Source organism: Ureibacillus acetophenoni, assembly GCF_900220965.1.
Classification (GTDB): Bacteria; Bacillota; Bacilli; order Bacillales_A; family Planococcaceae; genus Ureibacillus; species Ureibacillus acetophenoni.
This window is the reverse complement of the sequence record NZ_OBQC01000004.1, coordinates 130,284-148,839: the sequence shown is the minus strand read 5'-3', so window position 1 is coordinate 148,839 and position 18,556 is coordinate 130,284. Positions and strand designations below refer to the sequence as shown.

Here is an 18,556-nt window from a genome sequence, read left to right as displayed (position 1 = left end):
TGGGGGGAGAGAAGTGAAGAAAGTCTTAGTTACAGGTGGATTGGGATTTATAGGGTCATCAGTTGTTGATGTATTGATTCGAAATAATTATGATGTGGCTATCTATGATGATTTATCCACTGGTTCAATAATTGATGCCTATCCAGGTTGTATAGTATTTACTAATCGGGTGGAGGATGCCAATTCACTAGATTTGGCAATGTCCATATTTAAGCCTGAATTTATTATTCATTTAGCTGCACAAATCAGTGTGGAGAAGTCAGTTAATAATATTGTGGATGATGCTTTAACAAATATTATAGGAACAGTTAATATTATTAAACTCGCGAGGATACATGGGGTTAAGAAAATTGTATTTGCATCATCTGCAGCCGTATACGGTAAATCGGATATCCTCCCAATTCCAGTCTCATATGAAGGTCAGCCATTATCACCTTATGGAGCTTCTAAAAAAACAGCTGAGAACTATTTAAAGGTTGCAAAAGAATTGTATGGCATTGATTATGTCATTCTTCGTTATAGCAATGTATATGGACCAAGGCAAACATCGAATGGCGAAGGTGGAGTGGTTTCAATTTTTATGGATCGGTTGATAAGAAATAAACAGGTTACGATTTATGGAGATGGATTCCAAACGAGGGATTTTATCTATGTGGAAGATGTGGCGAAGGCTAATTTAAAAGCTTTACAGTATGGGAAAAGCGGTGTTTTTAATATATCCTCCACAACGAGCACAAGTATTTTAGAATTAATGGGTCTCATTCAGGAGATTTGTATGGACACTCTACCACCTGTGTTCGGACACGAAAGAAACGGTGATATAAAGAATAGTGTACTATGTAATCAATCAAGTATCGATAGTTTAAGTTGGACACCTGAACATTCATTAAAACAAGGTTTGCTGAAGACATATCATTTTTATTTAAGCGAAAAAATGGCGTCTGTAAATGTTTAAAGGATTTAGAAATGTATTCTAGTATTCTAGTTAGAATTGAGTGGAAGACTTGAAAGCAAATTCTATTCAGAAAAATATCATTCATTTATTTTACAGTACAATCTTTGCGAATCTGTTGAATGCAGGAACACTTATTTTATTGGCAAATTATTTTAATGCAAAGAACTATGGGATATTTAGTATATCTCTGGCAATCAGCATGATCATGCACTATTTTACAGATATGGGAGTCAGTAACACGTATCTAAGGGAAGGATCTAAACAGGCGCATGTTGAAGACAAATTTCAATCTTATTTAAAGATAAGGTTAATATGTTTGTTTTTTACACTTGTAATTGTGGGAGTAGGTATACAGATACTTTATGAGGAGCAGCAACTTATTTCTATGATTTATAGTTTAACCTTACCGATGGTCATTGGCTTAACCTTACAAAGTATTGGAATTACTTACTTTCAGCTGACAAAAACAATGCAGTTTATTGCATTCATCAGAATTTTTTCATCAATTGTGCTCATTGTATTCATTTTTTTTAGTATGTATTTCAATTTGGATGTATATTTCTCCGCAACAGCATACGGGTTAGCATATTTATGTGGGGGAATCTTCAGTTTGTATTTATTGAGTAGGAAAGTTTCGGTCAGATGGAAGATACCATTCCAAAGTGAGTTACTGAAAAATTTAGGACCATTCTTCATTAGCGGTTTATTTATTATGCTCATTCCCCAATTAGGTCCATTAATATTAGGGAATACACTATCCCTATCACTTGTCGGTTTGTTTGCCGTGGCATACCGAATTCCTTCTGCCATATATCAGATACCCGGAGTAATAGCAGGTGCATTTTATCCGTTATTATTTCAATATTATAACCAGGGAGAAAAGGAAGAACATACAAGACTGCACATTCTCCAACTTAAATTGATGGGCTTTACAGGAATGTGTTTATCAATTTCATTGTTTTATATGGCGGGATACTTGGTGGATATGTTATTCGGGGAAGCTTGGCTAGATGCTATTCAGCCTTTACAAATATTATCTTTCATTATTGTATTACAGGGATTTAATATTGCTGCAGCTGATAATCTTACTACGAGTGGGCTTCAAGGTTCTCGTGTGTTTGTCCAGTTCATGACCGCCCTAGTTGGAATCTTTTCTATATATTACTTGAGTATCCTATATGGAGTCATTGGTGCGACTGCCGCAATTCTCATTATTGAAATGACGTCATTCATCGGATTTACGCTGGCAAATCCGGAAAGAAAAAAAGTAATATTGCAAGTTATAATTCCATACGGAACTAATTTTTTGGTAAGCAGTATTTCAGTATACTATTTTCTCCAGTCATACCCATTTATTGCGGTAATCGTTACCAATATTGTTGTAATTGTATTAATCTTGCTGTTTGATTGGTCAGTGAGAGATAAGATTATAGAATATATCTGGAAAAATAAATTAATGAGCCGTGATATAAATGGGGGACAAAGGAAAAATGGAAAGATTGCAAAATAATTTACGTATTCCTAATTTTACTGTCTTTTTATTACTATTTGTCATTACACTTAGTCGCTATCATTTATATCTTGGCTTTTCATTAAAAATATATATGATTTTTCTAGTTGTCTTGTTTTGTATCTATTTAAAGTATTTTTTCTTTCGTCCCCTATTTGGTTACGAAGTGGTATTGCTAATATTCTATTTTTTCTATTGCCTTAGTGGAGTTTTTTCTGAGTACCCCAGTTCAAGTATACGTATTTTGCTAGGAGTCGTCATCGTCCTTGGATCGTATTTCATTATGAAGTTTCTATTTGAACGAATCTCAATCACTTCACTGGAAATAACTATTGCAAATGCAGGATTAATTTTCAATGGAATGAGTCTAGTTTGGTATATAGCTGGAATTTTAATAACAGATGGATCAGTTGATACTATTTCCTTTGGATTATTAATAGATAGAGATTATCCAAGATTAATTGGTTTATTGGATGACCCGAACATTTACGTTTTTTTTAATACTTTATTTTTCTGTTTTTATGTGACGAATCTAAAGGGAGTGAAACATTACTCTGGTTTCTTGTTATGTTTGATTACTAGTCTACTCACATTTTCTAGAGGCGGCTTAGTTTCACTACTCTTAGTTTCTGTTTTATATCTGGTACTGTCTAGTTCAGCAAAAAGGATAAAGTGGATTGGGCTATTTCTACCAGTAATCGGTGTCATCTATGCTGTGAGTTATTTCACACCAATCAACATCAATCGAATTATTATAAATCGTATAAACGATTTTACCAATGATCAAGGAAGCGGTAGGTTTGAACTGTGGGAACAGGCATTAGATTATTTTATGAGTAAACCTTTATTGGGAATAGGTGCTTTTAATTTCTCAGATTACTATGCCTTCCACCATCATAAAACACTGTACGTACACAATACCTACCTCGAAATCTTAGCAGAATCAGGAATTCTAGGGTTTACACTATTCCTCTTATTTTTAATCGTATTAATGAAAAAGTTTTATGAGATAAAATTGCACAAAACAAAACCTTATATCGTCCTTACTTTTTTTGGTTTTTTATTTCAGATGATTTCTCTGTCTCTCATCATTAATGAGGCATTTTTTCTATTTCTTGCAATTTCCGCAAGATATTTCGAAGTATATGAAGAAAAGATTTGGCGGAACAAAGAGCAAAGGTGGTGAATCGATAAAGTGAAGAATGTCCTACTATTGACAGATAAGCTCACAATGGGTGGAGCCGAAAGGTATTTCTGTATACTTGAAAACCATCTAAGAGATCTTGATATAGAAATCTATGCAGCAGCTGGGCCAGGTGAGCTGTATAGTCAAATACAAGACAAGCAATATTTCATTCCATTATCTATGAAAAATCATGCTAAGAATATATTGAGATTGCAACGTTACGTCCAGCGATTAAAAATTGATGTTATTCATGCTAATAGTTTAAGAATGTTCCTCTATACGGTGATGATGAAGAAGTTAATGAGAATGCAATTTAGGGTTATTTATACAAAGCATAATGTGACTATCCTGGAGAAAAAGGTGCCATCGGAATTTACAAAAATATTGAATAAGTATGCAGATCAAATTATTACTGTATGCGAATTTGAAAAAGATAAACTACTTCGTTTAGGTATACGTGAAGACCTTATTAGCACCGTGTATAACGGTGTAGATCTTAAGCATTTTTCTTTTAAACCAAAGAAGGAACGAGAAAAATTTCATATCGGAATTTTAGCCCGCCTATCAGAAGAAAAAAACCATGTTCTTTTTTTACGTGTTGCAAATGAATTTGAGAATGATGAAAAAGTTATGTTTCACATTGCGGGAGATGGCCCCGAGAGAGCCTCTATTGTAAAGATGATTCACGATTTTAAGCTTCAAGATAAGGTATTAATGCATGGAAACCTGAAGAATCCGTATGAGTTTATACTTTCTTTAGATGCATTAATCCTAACCTCTTATCGCGAAGTTTTTCCAATGGTAATTATTGAAGCAATGGCTGTAGGTACTCCTGTATTATCAGTCGATGTAGGCGGCATTAAAGAGGCGATAAGTCATCGTGAAACAGGGCTTTTGGTAAAGGAATATTCGGAAAAAGAAATCTCGGAGCAAATTCGTCTACTTATTGAAAATAAAACGCTTAGGAAGGAATTATCAATAAGGGGCAGAAGTAAAGCTGAAAAACAATTCTCACTAAGCCAAATGATTCAAAATACTGCTGAACAATATATTGAATGACAAATTGTAATGCCGTAAATGTAAGGAGAAACAAAATGAAAGTAGTTTATCTGACAGCTAGACCGCCTTACCCTCCACATAAGGGGGATCAATTAATCGCCTGGGAACAATTAAAACAACTAAAAAAAAGTGATATTAGTATCTATTTAATTAGCATTATCTCCAGTACAGAAGAGGAAGAATTAATTCGTGAAAAACTTGCCCCCTATTGTAAACAAATCTATTTATTCAAATTAGGAAAAGTTACGAAGTTATTAAATTTAACCAAGTCGGTTATCAATTTAAAGCCATTACAAGTGAATTTATTTACTAATCGAAAATTGAAACGGAATGTCTCTGAAATATTGGAAGATATTCAACCTGATCTAATTCATACACAAACGGTTCGGGTTGCAGAATACGCTTTGGAAAAAGATATACCGAAGACGTTAGATATGATTGATGCGTTATCCCTCAATATGAGACGTCGTGCTAAAAAGGAAAAATTCTATAAAAAAATAATTCTATCTTTTGAAAATATACTATTAAAACGATATGAATCTAAAGTTTTAAATGTTTTTGAACAAACTTTTATTGTTTCAGAAAACGACAAAAAATATTTAGATAATAACACCATTGTTGTTAATCCAAATGGTACGTATATGACCCCACAGTATCTATCAAATTATCCTACCTTAAAAAGAGAGAAAATTATTTTGTTTCACGGAAATATGCAATATTACCCAAATGTTGAAGCAGCCTATACATTTGCAACTCAAATATGGCCAATTTTTCATAAAGTATACCGTGAATACCAATTTTATATTGTCGGTAAGGATCCTGTTAAAAAAATTAAACAGTTACATGGTATGAATAACGTATTTGTCACTGGTTTTGTAGAAGATATATGTGAGTTACTATGTAGAGCTGAAATTGCAGTTTACCCATTGAAGTCAGGTACTGGGTTACAGAATAAAGTAGTTGAAGCTTTATCCTGTGGACTTCCAGTTATTGCTTCTCCCCTTGCTTTACAAGGGATTGCAAATATTAGTAATCAGGAGGTAGTGACATATACAACAGTCACAGAATTAATATCTTCTCTTCATAATTTGATAAATAACCAAGAATTAAGAAATAGACTTTCGATCAATGGAAAAATCTTTGCGAATAATAACTTTTCTTGGGAAGTGAATTGCTCTAGGTTAGTCTCGGCATGGAAACGTATTGTAAAAGTCTGACAAAATATAAGGAAGGGGTGTTTTCATGCATTTGGTACTTTTATCTGGAGGTTCAGGACAACGACTTTGGCCATTATCAAGTGAGGTGCGACCGAAACAATTCTTGAAATTACTAAAGGATGAAAATGGTCGACCAATGTCTATGGTTCAGCGCGTATGGGCGCAATTATCCAATACTAATTTAAAAGATCAATCCATCATTGCCACAAATCATTCACAAATAGAACTAATGTCAAATCAATTGGGGAAGAATATCCCGATTATTATTGAGCCAGAAAAGAGAGGTACATTTCCTGCTATTGTTTTAGCAACGGTTTATCTACATTCTGTTCAAGAATGCAGTGAGCAAGAGGTAGTAGGAGTACTACCTGTAGATCCATTTGTGGAATACCAATTTTTCCAATATGTGAAAGACTTAGAATCGACACTTATTAATTCCAGTTCTGAATTAGCGTTAATAGGTGTGAAACCAACTTCTCCATCTACTAAATACGGTTACATTGTACCAAAGACAAAAAATGTTGACCAGGAATGGTTAAATGTGGATTATTTTAGGGAGAAGCCGGATGAAATAGAAGCGAAAAAATTGATTGATAAAGGAGCTCTATGGAATTGTGGAGTTTTTGCCTTTCAAGTGAAATATATTTTGGATATGTTGAAAGCAAAAGGGTTACCGACAGAATATGAAAAATTAATATGTTGCTACGATGAACTACCTAATAATAGCTTTGATTATGAAGTTGTAGAGAAAGGAAAAAAAATAGTAGTTCTACCTTACGAAAGATATTGGAAGGATCTTGGAACTTGGAATACATTAACTGAAGAGATGGATGGAAATGTTTTTGGTAAAGGAAAGATTAGTGAAGATTCAATAAATTGTCACATTATTAATGAGTTGGACATCCCTATTACATTGCTGGGTGGAAATAACATAATTGTAGCAGCTAGTTCTGAAGGGATTCTAGTAACTGACAGGGATGCAAGCACCCGTTTGAAAAATTATATTGATGGAAATTTTGATAGACCTATGTATGAAGAACGCCGGTGGGGTTGGTATCGTGTATTAGATCATACAAAATACAAGGAAGGAAATGAGGTTTTAACAAAACGGATTGGTATTAAAGCAGGAAAAAACCTAAGCTATCAACTCCATTATCAACGAAGCGAGTTTTGGACCATTATAAAGGGAGAAGGAATCTTTGTTTTAAACGATAATATGATTCATGTAAGGGCGGGAAATGTCCTGCAGATTCCTCTAGCCTCAAAGCATGCTATAAAAGCTATCACTGACATGGAAATCATCGAAGTCCAATCAGGAGGTAGTTTAATTGAAGAAGACATTGTACGAATTACGTTGGATTGGGAAGAAACGGTGGAATTTTGTAGGAGTCCCCAATTACAACTAAATGATGTTCGGTAAGTGAATGATGTCCTTTGATTTTTTGTTAATATTGACATTGAAAATATTACATTAGAGATAATATAGTCACAGTTATCTCATGACTATGGGTAATTTTAATATGGCTTAATTAAGTATTCTAAATTTTATCTATTTATCTAGAACTAATATGTCTTTTATATGTTGTAATAATAAAATATCGCTTTGAGGTAGGAAGCTTATATAGCTAACTACCTTTTTTATTTATTCATCGGTCATGAATAATGGATAACTTTCCAGATATTAATGTGCATAATTTTTCCATCATAACCCATGTACTACCCACATAGTACTTTCACCCATTGAAATTACTTAAAACATCATAAACTACTAATTAATAACGATATTACTTTCTGCATAACTCCCATAGCAAACAATGCGCACATTTTCAACTCGATAGTTACAAAGACATAACCCTTCAAGTGGATTCTAATTTACGGTTTGCAAAATATTTCCCCTTATGCAGCGCGCGGATGTAAGTGGGCTATTTCGATGGTTTGTTGGATTATGTGTTGTCGTGATATTTTCTATGATTTATGATTTTTATTTGTTTATTAAGTTTAAAAAGAATTATTAAAATAGTAGAAATTGAGGGATGGTATTGTCTTTTCGAAAATCTTTAATTAATAAGATTCCTTTACAGTTAAAGAAAAGTAAATTCTTCAAACGCTATAGGTTAAAGAGAATTATTAAGCATATGAGGGAAAGAAGTGCTCAATATAATGTTCAACCCAATCCGACGATCCCCTATATCAACAAACCTGGAATTGTTTTATCCTTTGATGACAGTTACAGAGTAGATCATTGGACAAAATACGGAAAAGAACTTTTTGGATATTATGATGTCCGAGCAACATTTAATATAAATGGAGTTCATCTTTTTGAAGATAATAGGAATCACACGCAGGAAGAAATTGACGCACTATTAGACTTGCAAAGAAATGGACATGAAATCGTACACCAGGGTTTTCTTCATATAAATTCTGTTGAGCATTCAGAAAAACACGGTATTGATAATTGGGTTAATACAGAAATCATTCCTCTTATCGAATGGATGGAAAAACAATGTCATTCTAAGACAGGTGAGAAATTTAAAATCCCTGTTTCGTTTGCATTTCCTTATAGTTATTATAATGACGATCTTATTTCAGCAATAGTGCCAAAGTATTTTAAAAATGCACGGGGCAACATACAAGGTAATAATCTAACTCCGTTCAACCATACCGGGTTTATTCCTTCTATAGGTATTGACCGTAATTCTGGTATTGCTATGGAACACATTAAAGAAGTGATTAGTATTGCTAAACAAAATGGACTAAATATCGTGTTTATGTGTCATTCTATTTTACCTGATGAGTTGGAATGGAGTGATGTTGGTTGGGGGAAAGAGTCAGAGCAAGCAGGTGAATACAGAATTTCGCCGGATATGCTAAAAGAAATAATTCATGAAGCAAGAAAAATGGATATGGAGTTTTATACTCTTGCAGAACTTTCAGGAGTTGCAACTTTTATAGATAGAGAGTTTGAAAAATACATTAGAGAGTTACTTTCTTGTGATGACAGATGGATCATGATAAAAGATTTAATCTCCATAAAGGAATTAGATTTGAGAAATAAAAATATAAAAAACCTTGATGGAATTCAATATTTTTTAAATTTAGAGAAGATTGATTTAAAAAATACTAAAATTAAAGATTTTCGGTTGCTTAAAAAGCTCCCTCATTTAAAAAATATTGAAATATGAAATTAAAGTATGGCAGAGAAATTTTTCCCTTAAGCCTTCTAAATCAGAATCAAGCAGAAAACAACACTAAACTTCGTTACAGTGTTGTTTTTTGTGACCCGGCATGGCATATAACTTTGTGGTAGTGGTTCACTACTAATGGCTTAAAGTGTGTCCACCAAGATGGAATTTGTAGGAGTCCAGACTGAAATAAAATTGAATTCTCTGGAACAGTTTCTTATGAAGAAATGTAGGAAGGAATTTTTAACACCAGAGGAAATTTGAGCATATTATAGATGAGATTAGACTTATATCGTACGTAATCGTTTTAGCACGTCAGGATCATGATGCTCTAGAAGCAGGAGCTAAATATAGGACATTAAGTAAGTGCTTCAGTCCTACAACAGAAGAGCTTTTTTTGATTGTTTTAAGGGGGGCATAAATCAATGTATAAAAAATTTATAAAGAGGATACTTGATTTCATGTTATCGCTTGTAGCAGTGATTATTTTATCTCCTGTATTTCTGATTATATCAATTTTAGTGCGTGTTAAAATGGGTAGTCCTATTTTGTATTCACAAGAAAGAATTGGTAAACATAAAAAAATCTTTAAAATGAGAAAATTTCGTTCAATGACTAATGAATGTGATGAAAATGGAAACTTACTTCCGAATGAAAAAAGGTTAACAAAATTCGGTAAATTTATTCGATCTACTTCAATAGACGAATTACCGGAATTATTTTCAATTATTAAAGGAGATATGTCTATTATTGGACCGCGTCCGTTGAGAGCGTGTGATCTCCCCTACTTTAGAGAAGAAGAGGCGGTTATTCATAGTGTTAGAGGTGGCCTTATACCTCCTGATGTTTTATCTGGTCAGCCTATTATTACATATGAAGAACAATTCAAATATGAAATGGACTATGCAAATAATGTCTCTTTTCGATTAGATGTGAAAATATTGATTGTTTCAATTAGTATTCTATTTAAAAGAGCAAACGAAGATTATGGTGCTGCTGAAAGACCACATTTAAAAGATTATAGAAGCAATAAAGGAGGTTAAATTCATGAAACTAGATCAACATATCTTAACTCAATTATTAAATAAATATGGGTCTCCTTTATATATTTTTCATAAAAGTGAGTTTGTAAAAAATTATATAGAATTACTAGATTCAGTAAGGAAGATCTATCCAAAATATAATATTGCATATTCATATAAAACAAACTATACCCCTGAAATTTGTAAGATAGTAAAGGATTTAGGCGGTTTTGCTGAGGTTGTATCCGAAATGGAATATGAACTTGCTAAAAAGATAGGTTACATGAATGATGCTATTATTTACAACGGTCCAGTTAAAGGTAGTGGTCTGTTTGAACACTTAGAAAATGGTGGGGTTATTAATGTTGATAACACTGAAGAATTAGCAATAATTGTAGCCCACGCTAATGAAAATAAAGAGAAAACTTATAAAATAGCTTTCAGAGTTAATATAAACGTAGGTCAGAACTATATATCTAGATTTGGAATCGACGCAGATGGAAGTGTATTGGATGAAGCTGTAAGTCAGGTTAAATCAATAAATAATATTCAATTAGTTGGATTACACTGTCACATTGGGCGTTCCCGTGAAATACAATCTTGGGAGAAACGAGTAAAAATAATGCTCTCTTTGGTAGAGAAATATTTTGACAGTCCCCCTGAATTTATCAATTTAGGTAGTGGTATGTATTCAAAAATGGAGCCTACATTGGCAGAGCAGTTTGGAGATTACATCCCAGATTATAGTGAATATAGTAATGTTATTGGAAAAGAAATGATAGAGAAATTTGGGCATTTGTCCTATGAGCAACAACCACTTTTAATTACTGAACCTGGAACTACGGTTGTTTCTAGTTATATAACTTTTATAAGTAAGGTATTAAGTATAAAGAATATTAAAAATAAAAATTTTGCTGTTTTGGATAGTTCGTATGGAAACATCGGTGATATTTGCCGTTTAAAGCAATTGCCAATTACAGTATTTTCAGAAGGTGCCTATCATAAAAATGTAGATTTTGTAGGATATACCTGTCTAGAACATGATGTTATGTATAGAGATTTTTGCGGAAAATTGGCTGCGGGGGATATGATCGAGTTTAGAAATGTAGGTAGTTATTCCAATGTATTTAAACCGCCATTCATTGCTCCTAATTGCGCAATGATTGAAATAGATGAACAACAAAACACTAAATTAATAAAACGTAAAGAAACGTTTGATGACATATTCCAAACGTACCAATTTTAAATTCCTTTTTTATTTATTTCTGTAACTGATGGAGGAAAATCATTGAGAGATATAACTGTATTGATAACTGCATGCGGTGTTCAGTTTTTCCCAGGACTTGTAAGTTGCTTTAGAAATAATGGAGAACGAAATATTAGAATTATCGGTGTGGATATGAATGAGGACTTTTGTATAAATCAAATTGTAGATAAGTTTTATATAGTCCCGTCAGTTTCAGATGAATTGTATGTAGATGAAATAATTAATATATGTAAAAAAGAAAAAGTGGACGTAGTTATTCCTTTTATGTCACAAGAATTGCCTCGATTGTTGGAAAGAAAGTTTGAATTCGAACAAATAGGTACAAAGTTATCTATCTCTGATAATTCTATTTTGATAGCAAACAACAAACTTAAACTGTACCAATTCATGAAAGATCATCATTTACCAGTACCCAAATTCTATCCGGTAAAACATGTTTCAGAACTTGAAAGAGTATGTGAAATGCTCGGTTATCCAGATAAAGCAGTATGTTTAAAGGCAACTGAGGGTAGTGGTAGCAGAGGTATTAGGATTATAGATCCAAAGAAATCTAGATTTGACATCCTTTTCAATGAGAAACCTAATTCATTCTACATTTCACTACAAGAAATGATTCAAATTCTTAGCGAAAAGGAAGAAATGCCAGAAATGTTAGCAATGGAATATCTTCCGGGAGATGAGTATTCGGTAGATCTTTTGGCAGATAAGGGTAATGTCCTATATATTGCTGGAAGAGAGAGTAACTCAATAACGGCAAGTATTCCACAAGAAGCTACTTTAAGAGAAGACCCACGGGCATATTCAATTTCTTGCGATATTGTTAAAAAACTTAAGCTTGATGGTAACGTAGATTTAGATTTCAAATATGATGAAAACGGCAACCCCATATTGATGGAAATCAACCCACGTATTGCAGCAACACTTGCTGTTTTTGCTGCAGGTGGAATGAACTTGCCTTATTTAAGAGTAAAACAACTTTTAGGGGAAAAACTTCCAAAAGTTAATATAAATTATGGAATCAAGATGAAAAGAAAATATTTAGAGATATTTGTAGATGAAGAGGGTAACGAAGTTGTGTTTTAGAGATAGTATTAATGATTACTAAGTTTGTGCATATTTATCACTTAATAATCTAGTTTGTAGAAAAATCAGTATAAGGTAATTAAATTTACAATATGTATTGGGAAGTAGTAAGTGCAAAAGAGGAGTAATTTTACGTGAAAAAAATACTTATTACCGGTTCTAATGGTTATATAGGAACTTCATTTAAGAAATGGCTTTCCCAGTATACAGATAAGTATTCTGTAGACACTATTAGTTTAAGAGCTGAGGATTGGAGAGAGGAGTCGTTCGAAGGTTACGATGTAGTCTTGCATACGGTTGGAATTGCACACGTAGACTCTAATCCCAGCCCTAAATTTGAATCAATTTATTATAAAGTAAATCGGGATTTAACGATAGAAACAGCGGATAAGGCAAAACAAGAAGGTGTTAAACAGTTCATTTTTATGAGTAGCATGATTGTTTATGGAGATAGTAGTCGTATTAATGAGTTTAAAGTGATTGACGAAAATACAGAACCGATACCTGCTAACTTTTATGGAAACAGTAAGCTACAAGCAGAGGAAGGGATAATCCCCTTAGAAAGTAATGATTTTAAGGTTGCCATTATTAGATCACCTATGGTTTATGGAAGAGAATGTAAAGGAAATTATACGAAGCTTGCAAGGGCTGCACGGAAATTACCTTTTTTCCCCGATATTAACAATATGCGTAGCATGATTCATATCGATAATCTATGTGAATTTATTCGATTAATAATAGAAAATAAAGAAAGTGGAATATTCTTCCCGCAAAATGAGGAATATGTTAAAACTAGTGAAATGGTTAGATTAATCGCTGAAGTACATGGAAATAAAATTAGATTAACAAAGATATTTAATCCAATATTATTTGCCCTTGGTAGAAAATTTGGGCTTGTGAATAAGGTATTCGGTAATTCTATATATGATCAGAGCCTGAGCTATTATAAAGAAGATTATAGAGTTAGAAACTTTATAGATTCAATTAGAATAACAGAAAAATAGACTAGTTTATTAAGAGTGTGAAAATTCCATGATGTTGGTGTAGGTTCATTATGTTAGAAAAGGTAGTAATCTGGAGAGGATTTTTAAATGAAAACTTTGTGGATATTAGATGCTCACACATCGGAACCGAAATATGGAGGTATTTCAAGACAATATGATTTTGCAACAGAATTATCGAAAAGGGGATACAATGTCATAGTTATCGCCTCATCTTATTCACATTTTACAAAAAATTATTTTACCGATGACGAGTTTAAAATTAGTGAAATAAACAGTAGGGTTCATTTTGTTTATTTACGAACGAAACCTGAGTATAAAGGAAATGGGTTCGACCGTTTATTAAATATGTTATCGTTTGTCAGTTTAGTTAAAAAACATAGAGCTAAAATAGTTAAGAAATTTGGAAAGCCAGATGTCGTAACTGGATGTTCAATTCATCCATTTGCATGGGTTGCAGCATTCCAAACAGCAAAAAAATATAAAGCAAGGTTTTGTATTGAAGTAAGGGATCTATGGCCACAGATTTTGGTACAAAATAATGAGTTATCTCGGTTTCATCCTTTTGTTATATTTTTAGGATCTTTAGAAAAATGGGCTTATAAAAGAGCTGAAAAAATAATCTACTCCATGACATATGGAGATAAGTATATATGTGACAAATTGGGCTTTAGTAAAGAAAAAACATATTGGATTGGCCAGCCAATGGACTGTGAACGGTATGATAATTACGCGGAAAGTAAAAAGGAATTAATCCCAATTGAAATCAGAAATTTTATGAAAGATTCATTTGTATGCGTTTTTGCAGGTTATTATATAAAGTATGAAGGTGTATATATCATGCTAGAAGCTGCAAAAAAACTTCAAGATAACGGCATTCCCATTAAAATGTTGTTTGTTGGTAGTGGCTTTGAATATGAAGGAATGCTAGATTATGTGAAAGAAAACAAACTTGATAATGTATTTGTTGGTCCACGTATTAATAGAGAATGTATTCCAAGTCTTTTAAAAGCGAGTCAAATCTGTATGGCCCATCTTGCTCATGAGGGAAATCAGGTTTTTGAGTATGGATTATCAAAGAATAAAATAAATGATTATTTATATTCTGGTACATGTACAATTTTTGGCTACGGACAAAAAAATGATCCCGTGGCAACTTCAAATGCTGGGTATGTTATTGAACCAAATAATGTAGAAGCACTATTTAATAAAATAGTAGAAGTTTATAATATGCCAGAAATAGAGAGGGAAAAACTTGGCGAAAATGGTAGAACCTATATTCAAAATAATCATAAGGTACAAATTTTAGGTGACAAACTTGAAAAGATTTTATTTGAATCTATTAATTAATGTTGATCTGTGTTAATAGGGAACAAGAAGGTAGGAAACTAGTGCAACTATATAAAATGAGGAGTTGTTCAATTGAAAAAAATCGTCACCATCGCGGGAACGAGACCACAACTTGTTAAAATTGCAGCTGTTTCACATATACTCCGTCAATCATTCCATGAAGTGTTAGTAAATACTGGGCAACATTATGATTATAATTTGGCTGGCGTGTTTTTTGACGAGTTAAACATACCAAAACCTGATTATGATTTGGGGATTGGTTCTGATACACATGGGCGTCAAACTGGCAAAATGTTAATAGCTGCGGAGGAAGTCGTTGAAAAGGAACAACCAGATGCCATCTTAGTATATGGTGATACAAATTCTACATTAGCAGGTGCACTTGTTGCTAGTAAGTTACACATTCCATTAATTCATATTGAAGCTGGTTTAAGAAGTTATAATAAGTTGATGCCCGAAGAGATTAATCGTATTATGACCGATCATGTTTCCGATTTGTTATTTACGCCAACGGAAGTTGCTGTCCGTAATTTACAAAATGAGGGTATAACAAAAGGTGTATTTACAGTTGGTGATGTGATGTATGATGCTGTGCTAAATAATATGGAACGGGCTGAACAAAAATACAATTTAGCGGATTTAGGTTTAACTCCTAAAGAATACTATCTTGGTACAATTCATAGACCTGACAACACAGATTCTAAGGAAGTCTTGACTGCAATTTTGACATCTTTTTCAAAATTAAAAGAAGCCATTTATTTGCCATTACATCCACGTACTAAAAAGAAAGTGGAACAATTTGGATTAGGACACATTTTAGAACAAGCTAAAAATATAAAAATTGTTGAACCTGTATCATATTTGGAGATGTTACTCTTAGAAAAGAATGCAAAGGGTATTATTACAGATTCTGGTGGAATACAAAAAGAAGCGTATTTTATGAAAGTTCCTTGCATAACGCTTAGAACTCAAACTGAATGGGTTGAAACAGTTGAAACGGGCTGGAATCAGTTAGTTGACCCACTTGTGACAGATTTGGCAAATATTCTTCAGAAAACTCAAAATGGGCAACCGATTGATAATATATATGGTGATGGTAACGCAGCTACTAGAATTACTAAAATACTTGAACAAGAAATTTAGAGAGCCGGTCCTATTTATTAAACAATATGAATAGGACAGTGTTCTAAACTTTACCCCAAAAGTTAGAGTGAAATCTGACCTTTGGGGTGTTTAATTTAGGTATCTATTTTCAGGTGTGACCTTAGCCATAAATTTAGCGTCGACAACTATTGCGAAAATCCCCACAAATAATTGAAAAATCCCGTCATTTACCTAATAATATGCAAATTCTGACAAATTTTATAACATATGTGCAACACCCTTAACATATATTAAACCATTGGATGTAAAGGAATCAAAGGGGAAAGATGTAGATACCTTTCCTACCTTTAAAATCATCCAATTTTTTCATTACAAACTAGATATTCAAACTACTCCGTTAAGATAGGTATAAATTATCAAACTGAAAGGTGGTTATAAGAATGTCGTATTTAGTCGTTGTTGCACATCCAGATGACGAGGTGTTAGGAGCAGGAGCTACAATGCATAAGCTTTCCCAAGCAGGTCATTCTGTAAATGTCTGTATTTTATCAGGAGAAGTAAATGTTCGAAACTTCCGTCCTACTCTCGATGAGCTTTATGAAGATGTAAACAACTCAATGAATATTTTAGGTGTTGATCAAGTTATTACAGGCAACTTTCCAAATATCAAGTTTAATAATGTTGCCCATTTAAAACTTGTTCAGTTTATAGAAGCAGCCATTAAAAAAACTAATGCAACTGTTGTGTTTACTCATCATCCTGCAGACTTAAATAACGACCATTTCCACACTTCTATCGCTTGCCAGGCAGCAGCTAGGCTGTTCCAAAGAAGAAGCGATGTACCTTCACTTAAAGAACTATTATTTATGGAAGTGCCATCTTCGACTGACTGGGCATTAAATAAAGGAATGAACCCATTTTCACCGAACACATTTATAGAAGTTGGAGAAAATAGTCTTGATAAAAAAATAGAGGCTCTTGCACAATACCGTGGAGTTATGAGAGATTTTCCTCACCCAAGAAGTAAGGAAGCCATAAAGGGTCTTGCTGCGTATCGTGGTGGACAATCAGGAATGATCTATGCTGAGGCCTTTGAGAGTGTATTTAAACGTATTAAATAGTTAGGATAGTGAAAATTTGTTATCGGAACTGACAAAATGTTGATTCCTATAAACCTCATTAATAAGGTGGTTTTGAAGAAGATGAAGATATTACATATCAATTCATATTATAGCAATGGCATTTTTTACAAAAATCTATATGAGAAACAAAAGAAATATGGTTTAGATATCGATGTATATGTTCCTATTTCAAATGCTGAAAAAATTACAGATTTAAATTTCGGTGAGTACACTACTGTAAGTGTAAACCATCAAAAGTATGATAGATTACTATTTTATGTGAAGCATAAAAAAATACTTAGAGATGCTATTGCAAAATATAACATTAGTAATTATTCAATTATTCATGCACATTCACTATTTTCAAATGGTTATATTAGTATGAAGTTAAATGAAAAATATGGAATTCCGTATATTGTAGCAGTTAGAAATACAGATGTGAATGTTTTTTTTAAGAAAATGGTTCATTTAAGAAAACTTGGAGTAGATATTCTAAAACATGCTAATAGAATTATTTTTTTATCTGAATCCTATCGTGACCAAGTCATACAAAACTATGTCCCTAATTATTTAAAAGATGAATTCACTAAAAAAATTGTCATTATTCCTAACGGTATTGATGATTTTTGGATAAATAATCGAAGCAACCCTAAAACACTTTCTTCAAAAAAGAAAATTAACTTATTATATGTTGGAGAAATAAGCAAAAATAAAAATATTATTACTACACTAAAAGCAATCAAGTTACTGAATCAGAAACATTTTAATATACAATTTACAGCTGTTGGGAAAATATTAGACAAGAACGTATATTACCAAATTAAAAGCTCACCCTTTGCCAATTATTTAGATCCAGTTGGAAAAGAAGAGCTAATTCATATTTTTCGGGATAATGATATATTTGTTATGCCCTCGATACTGGAAACTTTCGGGTTAGTGTATGCTGAAGCCATGAGTCAAGGATTACCTGTCATCTATTCAAGAGGACAGGGGTTTGATCGGCAATTTAGTGAGGGCGAAGTTGGGTATTCAGTTGAAGCTAAATCAGTAGGAGAAATTGCAGATAAGATACAAAAAGTTATCGAAAGATACGATGACCTATCAAAGAATTGTATTATACAAGTTGACAAATTTAATTGGAATCGTATTAATAATGAATATTTAGATTTATACGAGGAAATTGTCAAAAGAAATGTATAGTTTTTAATAATTAATAATTAACACCTAATCTAATTCAATATTAAACAAACAATTGTTAGAAATGTTTTTGAAATTACATTAAAAACAAAAGGTCATGAAGGTCATTGATAGCATATTATATATGTGATGCCAATAATGAAAACTTAAGTGAACTTGTGTCTTTCGGAATATAAAAACAGCAACAACCGATTTACACAGAAAGCGTATGCAGACTATGTTAGAAGCACCCCTCCACCGCGTATCCCCACCAGCAGTTGCAGAAAAAGTAACACTTATCAATTATCAAAATGTTATCTTGG

The 18,556-nt window shown here is 32.8% G+C and carries 15 protein-coding genes; all 15 read left to right on the top strand.

Annotated features, from left to right (window positions below; translation table 11 throughout):
* Positions 1-13: 13 nt before the first annotated feature.
* The 15 genes from CRO45_RS07980 (at position 14) to CRO45_RS07910 (ending at position 18,257) form a co-directional block, all read left to right on the top strand.
* Positions 14-955, top strand: a complete 942-nt coding sequence (locus CRO45_RS07980; protein WP_097149137.1) for an NAD-dependent epimerase/dehydratase family protein — start codon at positions 14-16, stop codon at positions 953-955.
* Positions 956-1,004: 49 nt separating this feature from the next.
* Entirely contained in the window at positions 1,005-2,465 is a 1,461-nt protein-coding gene (locus tag CRO45_RS07975) for an oligosaccharide flippase family protein (RefSeq protein ID WP_097149136.1), read from the top strand.
* The gene (locus CRO45_RS07970; RefSeq protein WP_141400324.1) at positions 2,455-3,651 is read left to right on the top strand and encodes an O-antigen ligase family protein; all 1,197 of its coding nucleotides are present in this window, start codon (positions 2,455-2,457) and stop codon (positions 3,649-3,651) included. The genes CRO45_RS07975 and CRO45_RS07970 overlap by 11 nt, the downstream gene beginning before the upstream one ends.
* Before the next feature lie 45 nt (positions 3,652-3,696).
* Positions 3,697-4,710 carry a glycosyltransferase family 4 protein gene (locus CRO45_RS07965; protein ID WP_141400323.1) on the top strand — a complete coding sequence of 338 codons (1,014 nt, stop codon included), beginning with the start codon at positions 3,697-3,699 and terminating at the stop codon, positions 4,708-4,710.
* Positions 4,711-4,745: 35 nt separating this feature from the next.
* Positions 4,746-5,927 (top strand): glycosyltransferase, encoded by a 1,182-nt coding sequence (locus tag CRO45_RS07960; RefSeq protein WP_097149133.1) that lies wholly within the window; start codon positions 4,746-4,748, stop codon positions 5,925-5,927.
* A gap of 25 nt (positions 5,928-5,952) precedes the next feature.
* Positions 5,953-7,347 (top strand): sugar phosphate nucleotidyltransferase, encoded by a 1,395-nt coding sequence (locus CRO45_RS07955; protein WP_097149132.1) that lies wholly within the window; start codon positions 5,953-5,955, stop codon positions 7,345-7,347.
* A 619-nt stretch (positions 7,348-7,966) separates the two neighbouring features.
* Entirely contained in the window at positions 7,967-9,109 is a 1,143-nt protein-coding gene (locus CRO45_RS07950) for a polysaccharide deacetylase family protein (RefSeq protein ID WP_097149131.1), read from the top strand.
* 425 nt (positions 9,110-9,534) lie between these two features.
* Complete coding sequence (locus CRO45_RS07945; RefSeq protein WP_097149130.1) at positions 9,535-10,152, top strand: sugar transferase; 618 nt, start codon at positions 9,535-9,537, stop codon at positions 10,150-10,152.
* 4 nt (positions 10,153-10,156) lie between these two features.
* Positions 10,157-11,377, top strand: a complete 1,221-nt coding sequence (locus tag CRO45_RS07940; RefSeq protein WP_097149129.1) for a type III PLP-dependent enzyme domain-containing protein — start codon at positions 10,157-10,159, stop codon at positions 11,375-11,377.
* Between the two features lie 42 nt (positions 11,378-11,419).
* Positions 11,420-12,481, top strand: a complete 1,062-nt coding sequence (locus CRO45_RS07935) for an ATP-grasp domain-containing protein (RefSeq protein ID WP_097149128.1) — start codon at positions 11,420-11,422, stop codon at positions 12,479-12,481.
* Between the two features lie 134 nt (positions 12,482-12,615).
* Complete coding sequence (locus CRO45_RS07930; protein ID WP_097149127.1) at positions 12,616-13,485, top strand: NAD-dependent epimerase/dehydratase family protein; 870 nt, start codon at positions 12,616-12,618, stop codon at positions 13,483-13,485.
* Between the two features lie 87 nt (positions 13,486-13,572).
* Positions 13,573-14,832 carry a glycosyltransferase family 4 protein gene (locus tag CRO45_RS07925; protein ID WP_097149126.1) on the top strand — a complete coding sequence of 420 codons (1,260 nt, stop codon included), beginning with the start codon at positions 13,573-13,575 and terminating at the stop codon, positions 14,830-14,832.
* 72 nt (positions 14,833-14,904) lie between these two features.
* Positions 14,905-15,975 (top strand): non-hydrolyzing UDP-N-acetylglucosamine 2-epimerase, encoded by a 1,071-nt coding sequence (wecB, locus tag CRO45_RS07920; protein ID WP_097149125.1) that lies wholly within the window; start codon positions 14,905-14,907, stop codon positions 15,973-15,975.
* 401 nt (positions 15,976-16,376) lie between these two features.
* The gene (locus CRO45_RS07915; RefSeq protein WP_097149124.1) at positions 16,377-17,057 is read left to right on the top strand and encodes a PIG-L deacetylase family protein; all 681 of its coding nucleotides are present in this window, start codon (positions 16,377-16,379) and stop codon (positions 17,055-17,057) included.
* A gap of 81 nt (positions 17,058-17,138) precedes the next feature.
* Complete coding sequence (locus CRO45_RS07910; RefSeq protein WP_170949437.1) at positions 17,139-18,257, top strand: glycosyltransferase family 4 protein; 1,119 nt, start codon at positions 17,139-17,141, stop codon at positions 18,255-18,257.
* Positions 18,258-18,556 lie beyond the last annotated feature (299 nt).

Excerpts from the sequence above, each read along its gene's own strand:
- CRO45_RS07960 (WP_097149133.1), top strand. The coding sequence starts at position 4,746 with ATGAAAGTAGTTTATCTGACAGCTAGACCGCCTTACCCTCCACATAAG.
- CRO45_RS07915 (WP_097149124.1), top strand. The coding sequence starts at position 16,377 with ATGTCGTATTTAGTCGTTGTTGCACATCCAGATGACGAGGTGTTAGGA.
- CRO45_RS07955 (WP_097149132.1), top strand. The coding sequence starts at position 5,953 with ATGCATTTGGTACTTTTATCTGGAGGTTCAGGACAACGACTTTGGCCA.
- CRO45_RS07925 (WP_097149126.1), top strand. The coding sequence starts at position 13,573 with ATGAAAACTTTGTGGATATTAGATGCTCACACATCGGAACCGAAATAT.
- CRO45_RS07940 (WP_097149129.1), top strand. The coding sequence starts at position 10,157 with ATGAAACTAGATCAACATATCTTAACTCAATTATTAAATAAATATGGG.
- CRO45_RS07910 (WP_170949437.1), top strand. The coding sequence starts at position 17,139 with ATGAAGATATTACATATCAATTCATATTATAGCAATGGCATTTTTTAC.
- CRO45_RS07945 (WP_097149130.1), top strand. The coding sequence starts at position 9,535 with ATGTATAAAAAATTTATAAAGAGGATACTTGATTTCATGTTATCGCTT.
- CRO45_RS07965 (WP_141400323.1), top strand. The coding sequence starts at position 3,697 with ATGGGTGGAGCCGAAAGGTATTTCTGTATACTTGAAAACCATCTAAGA.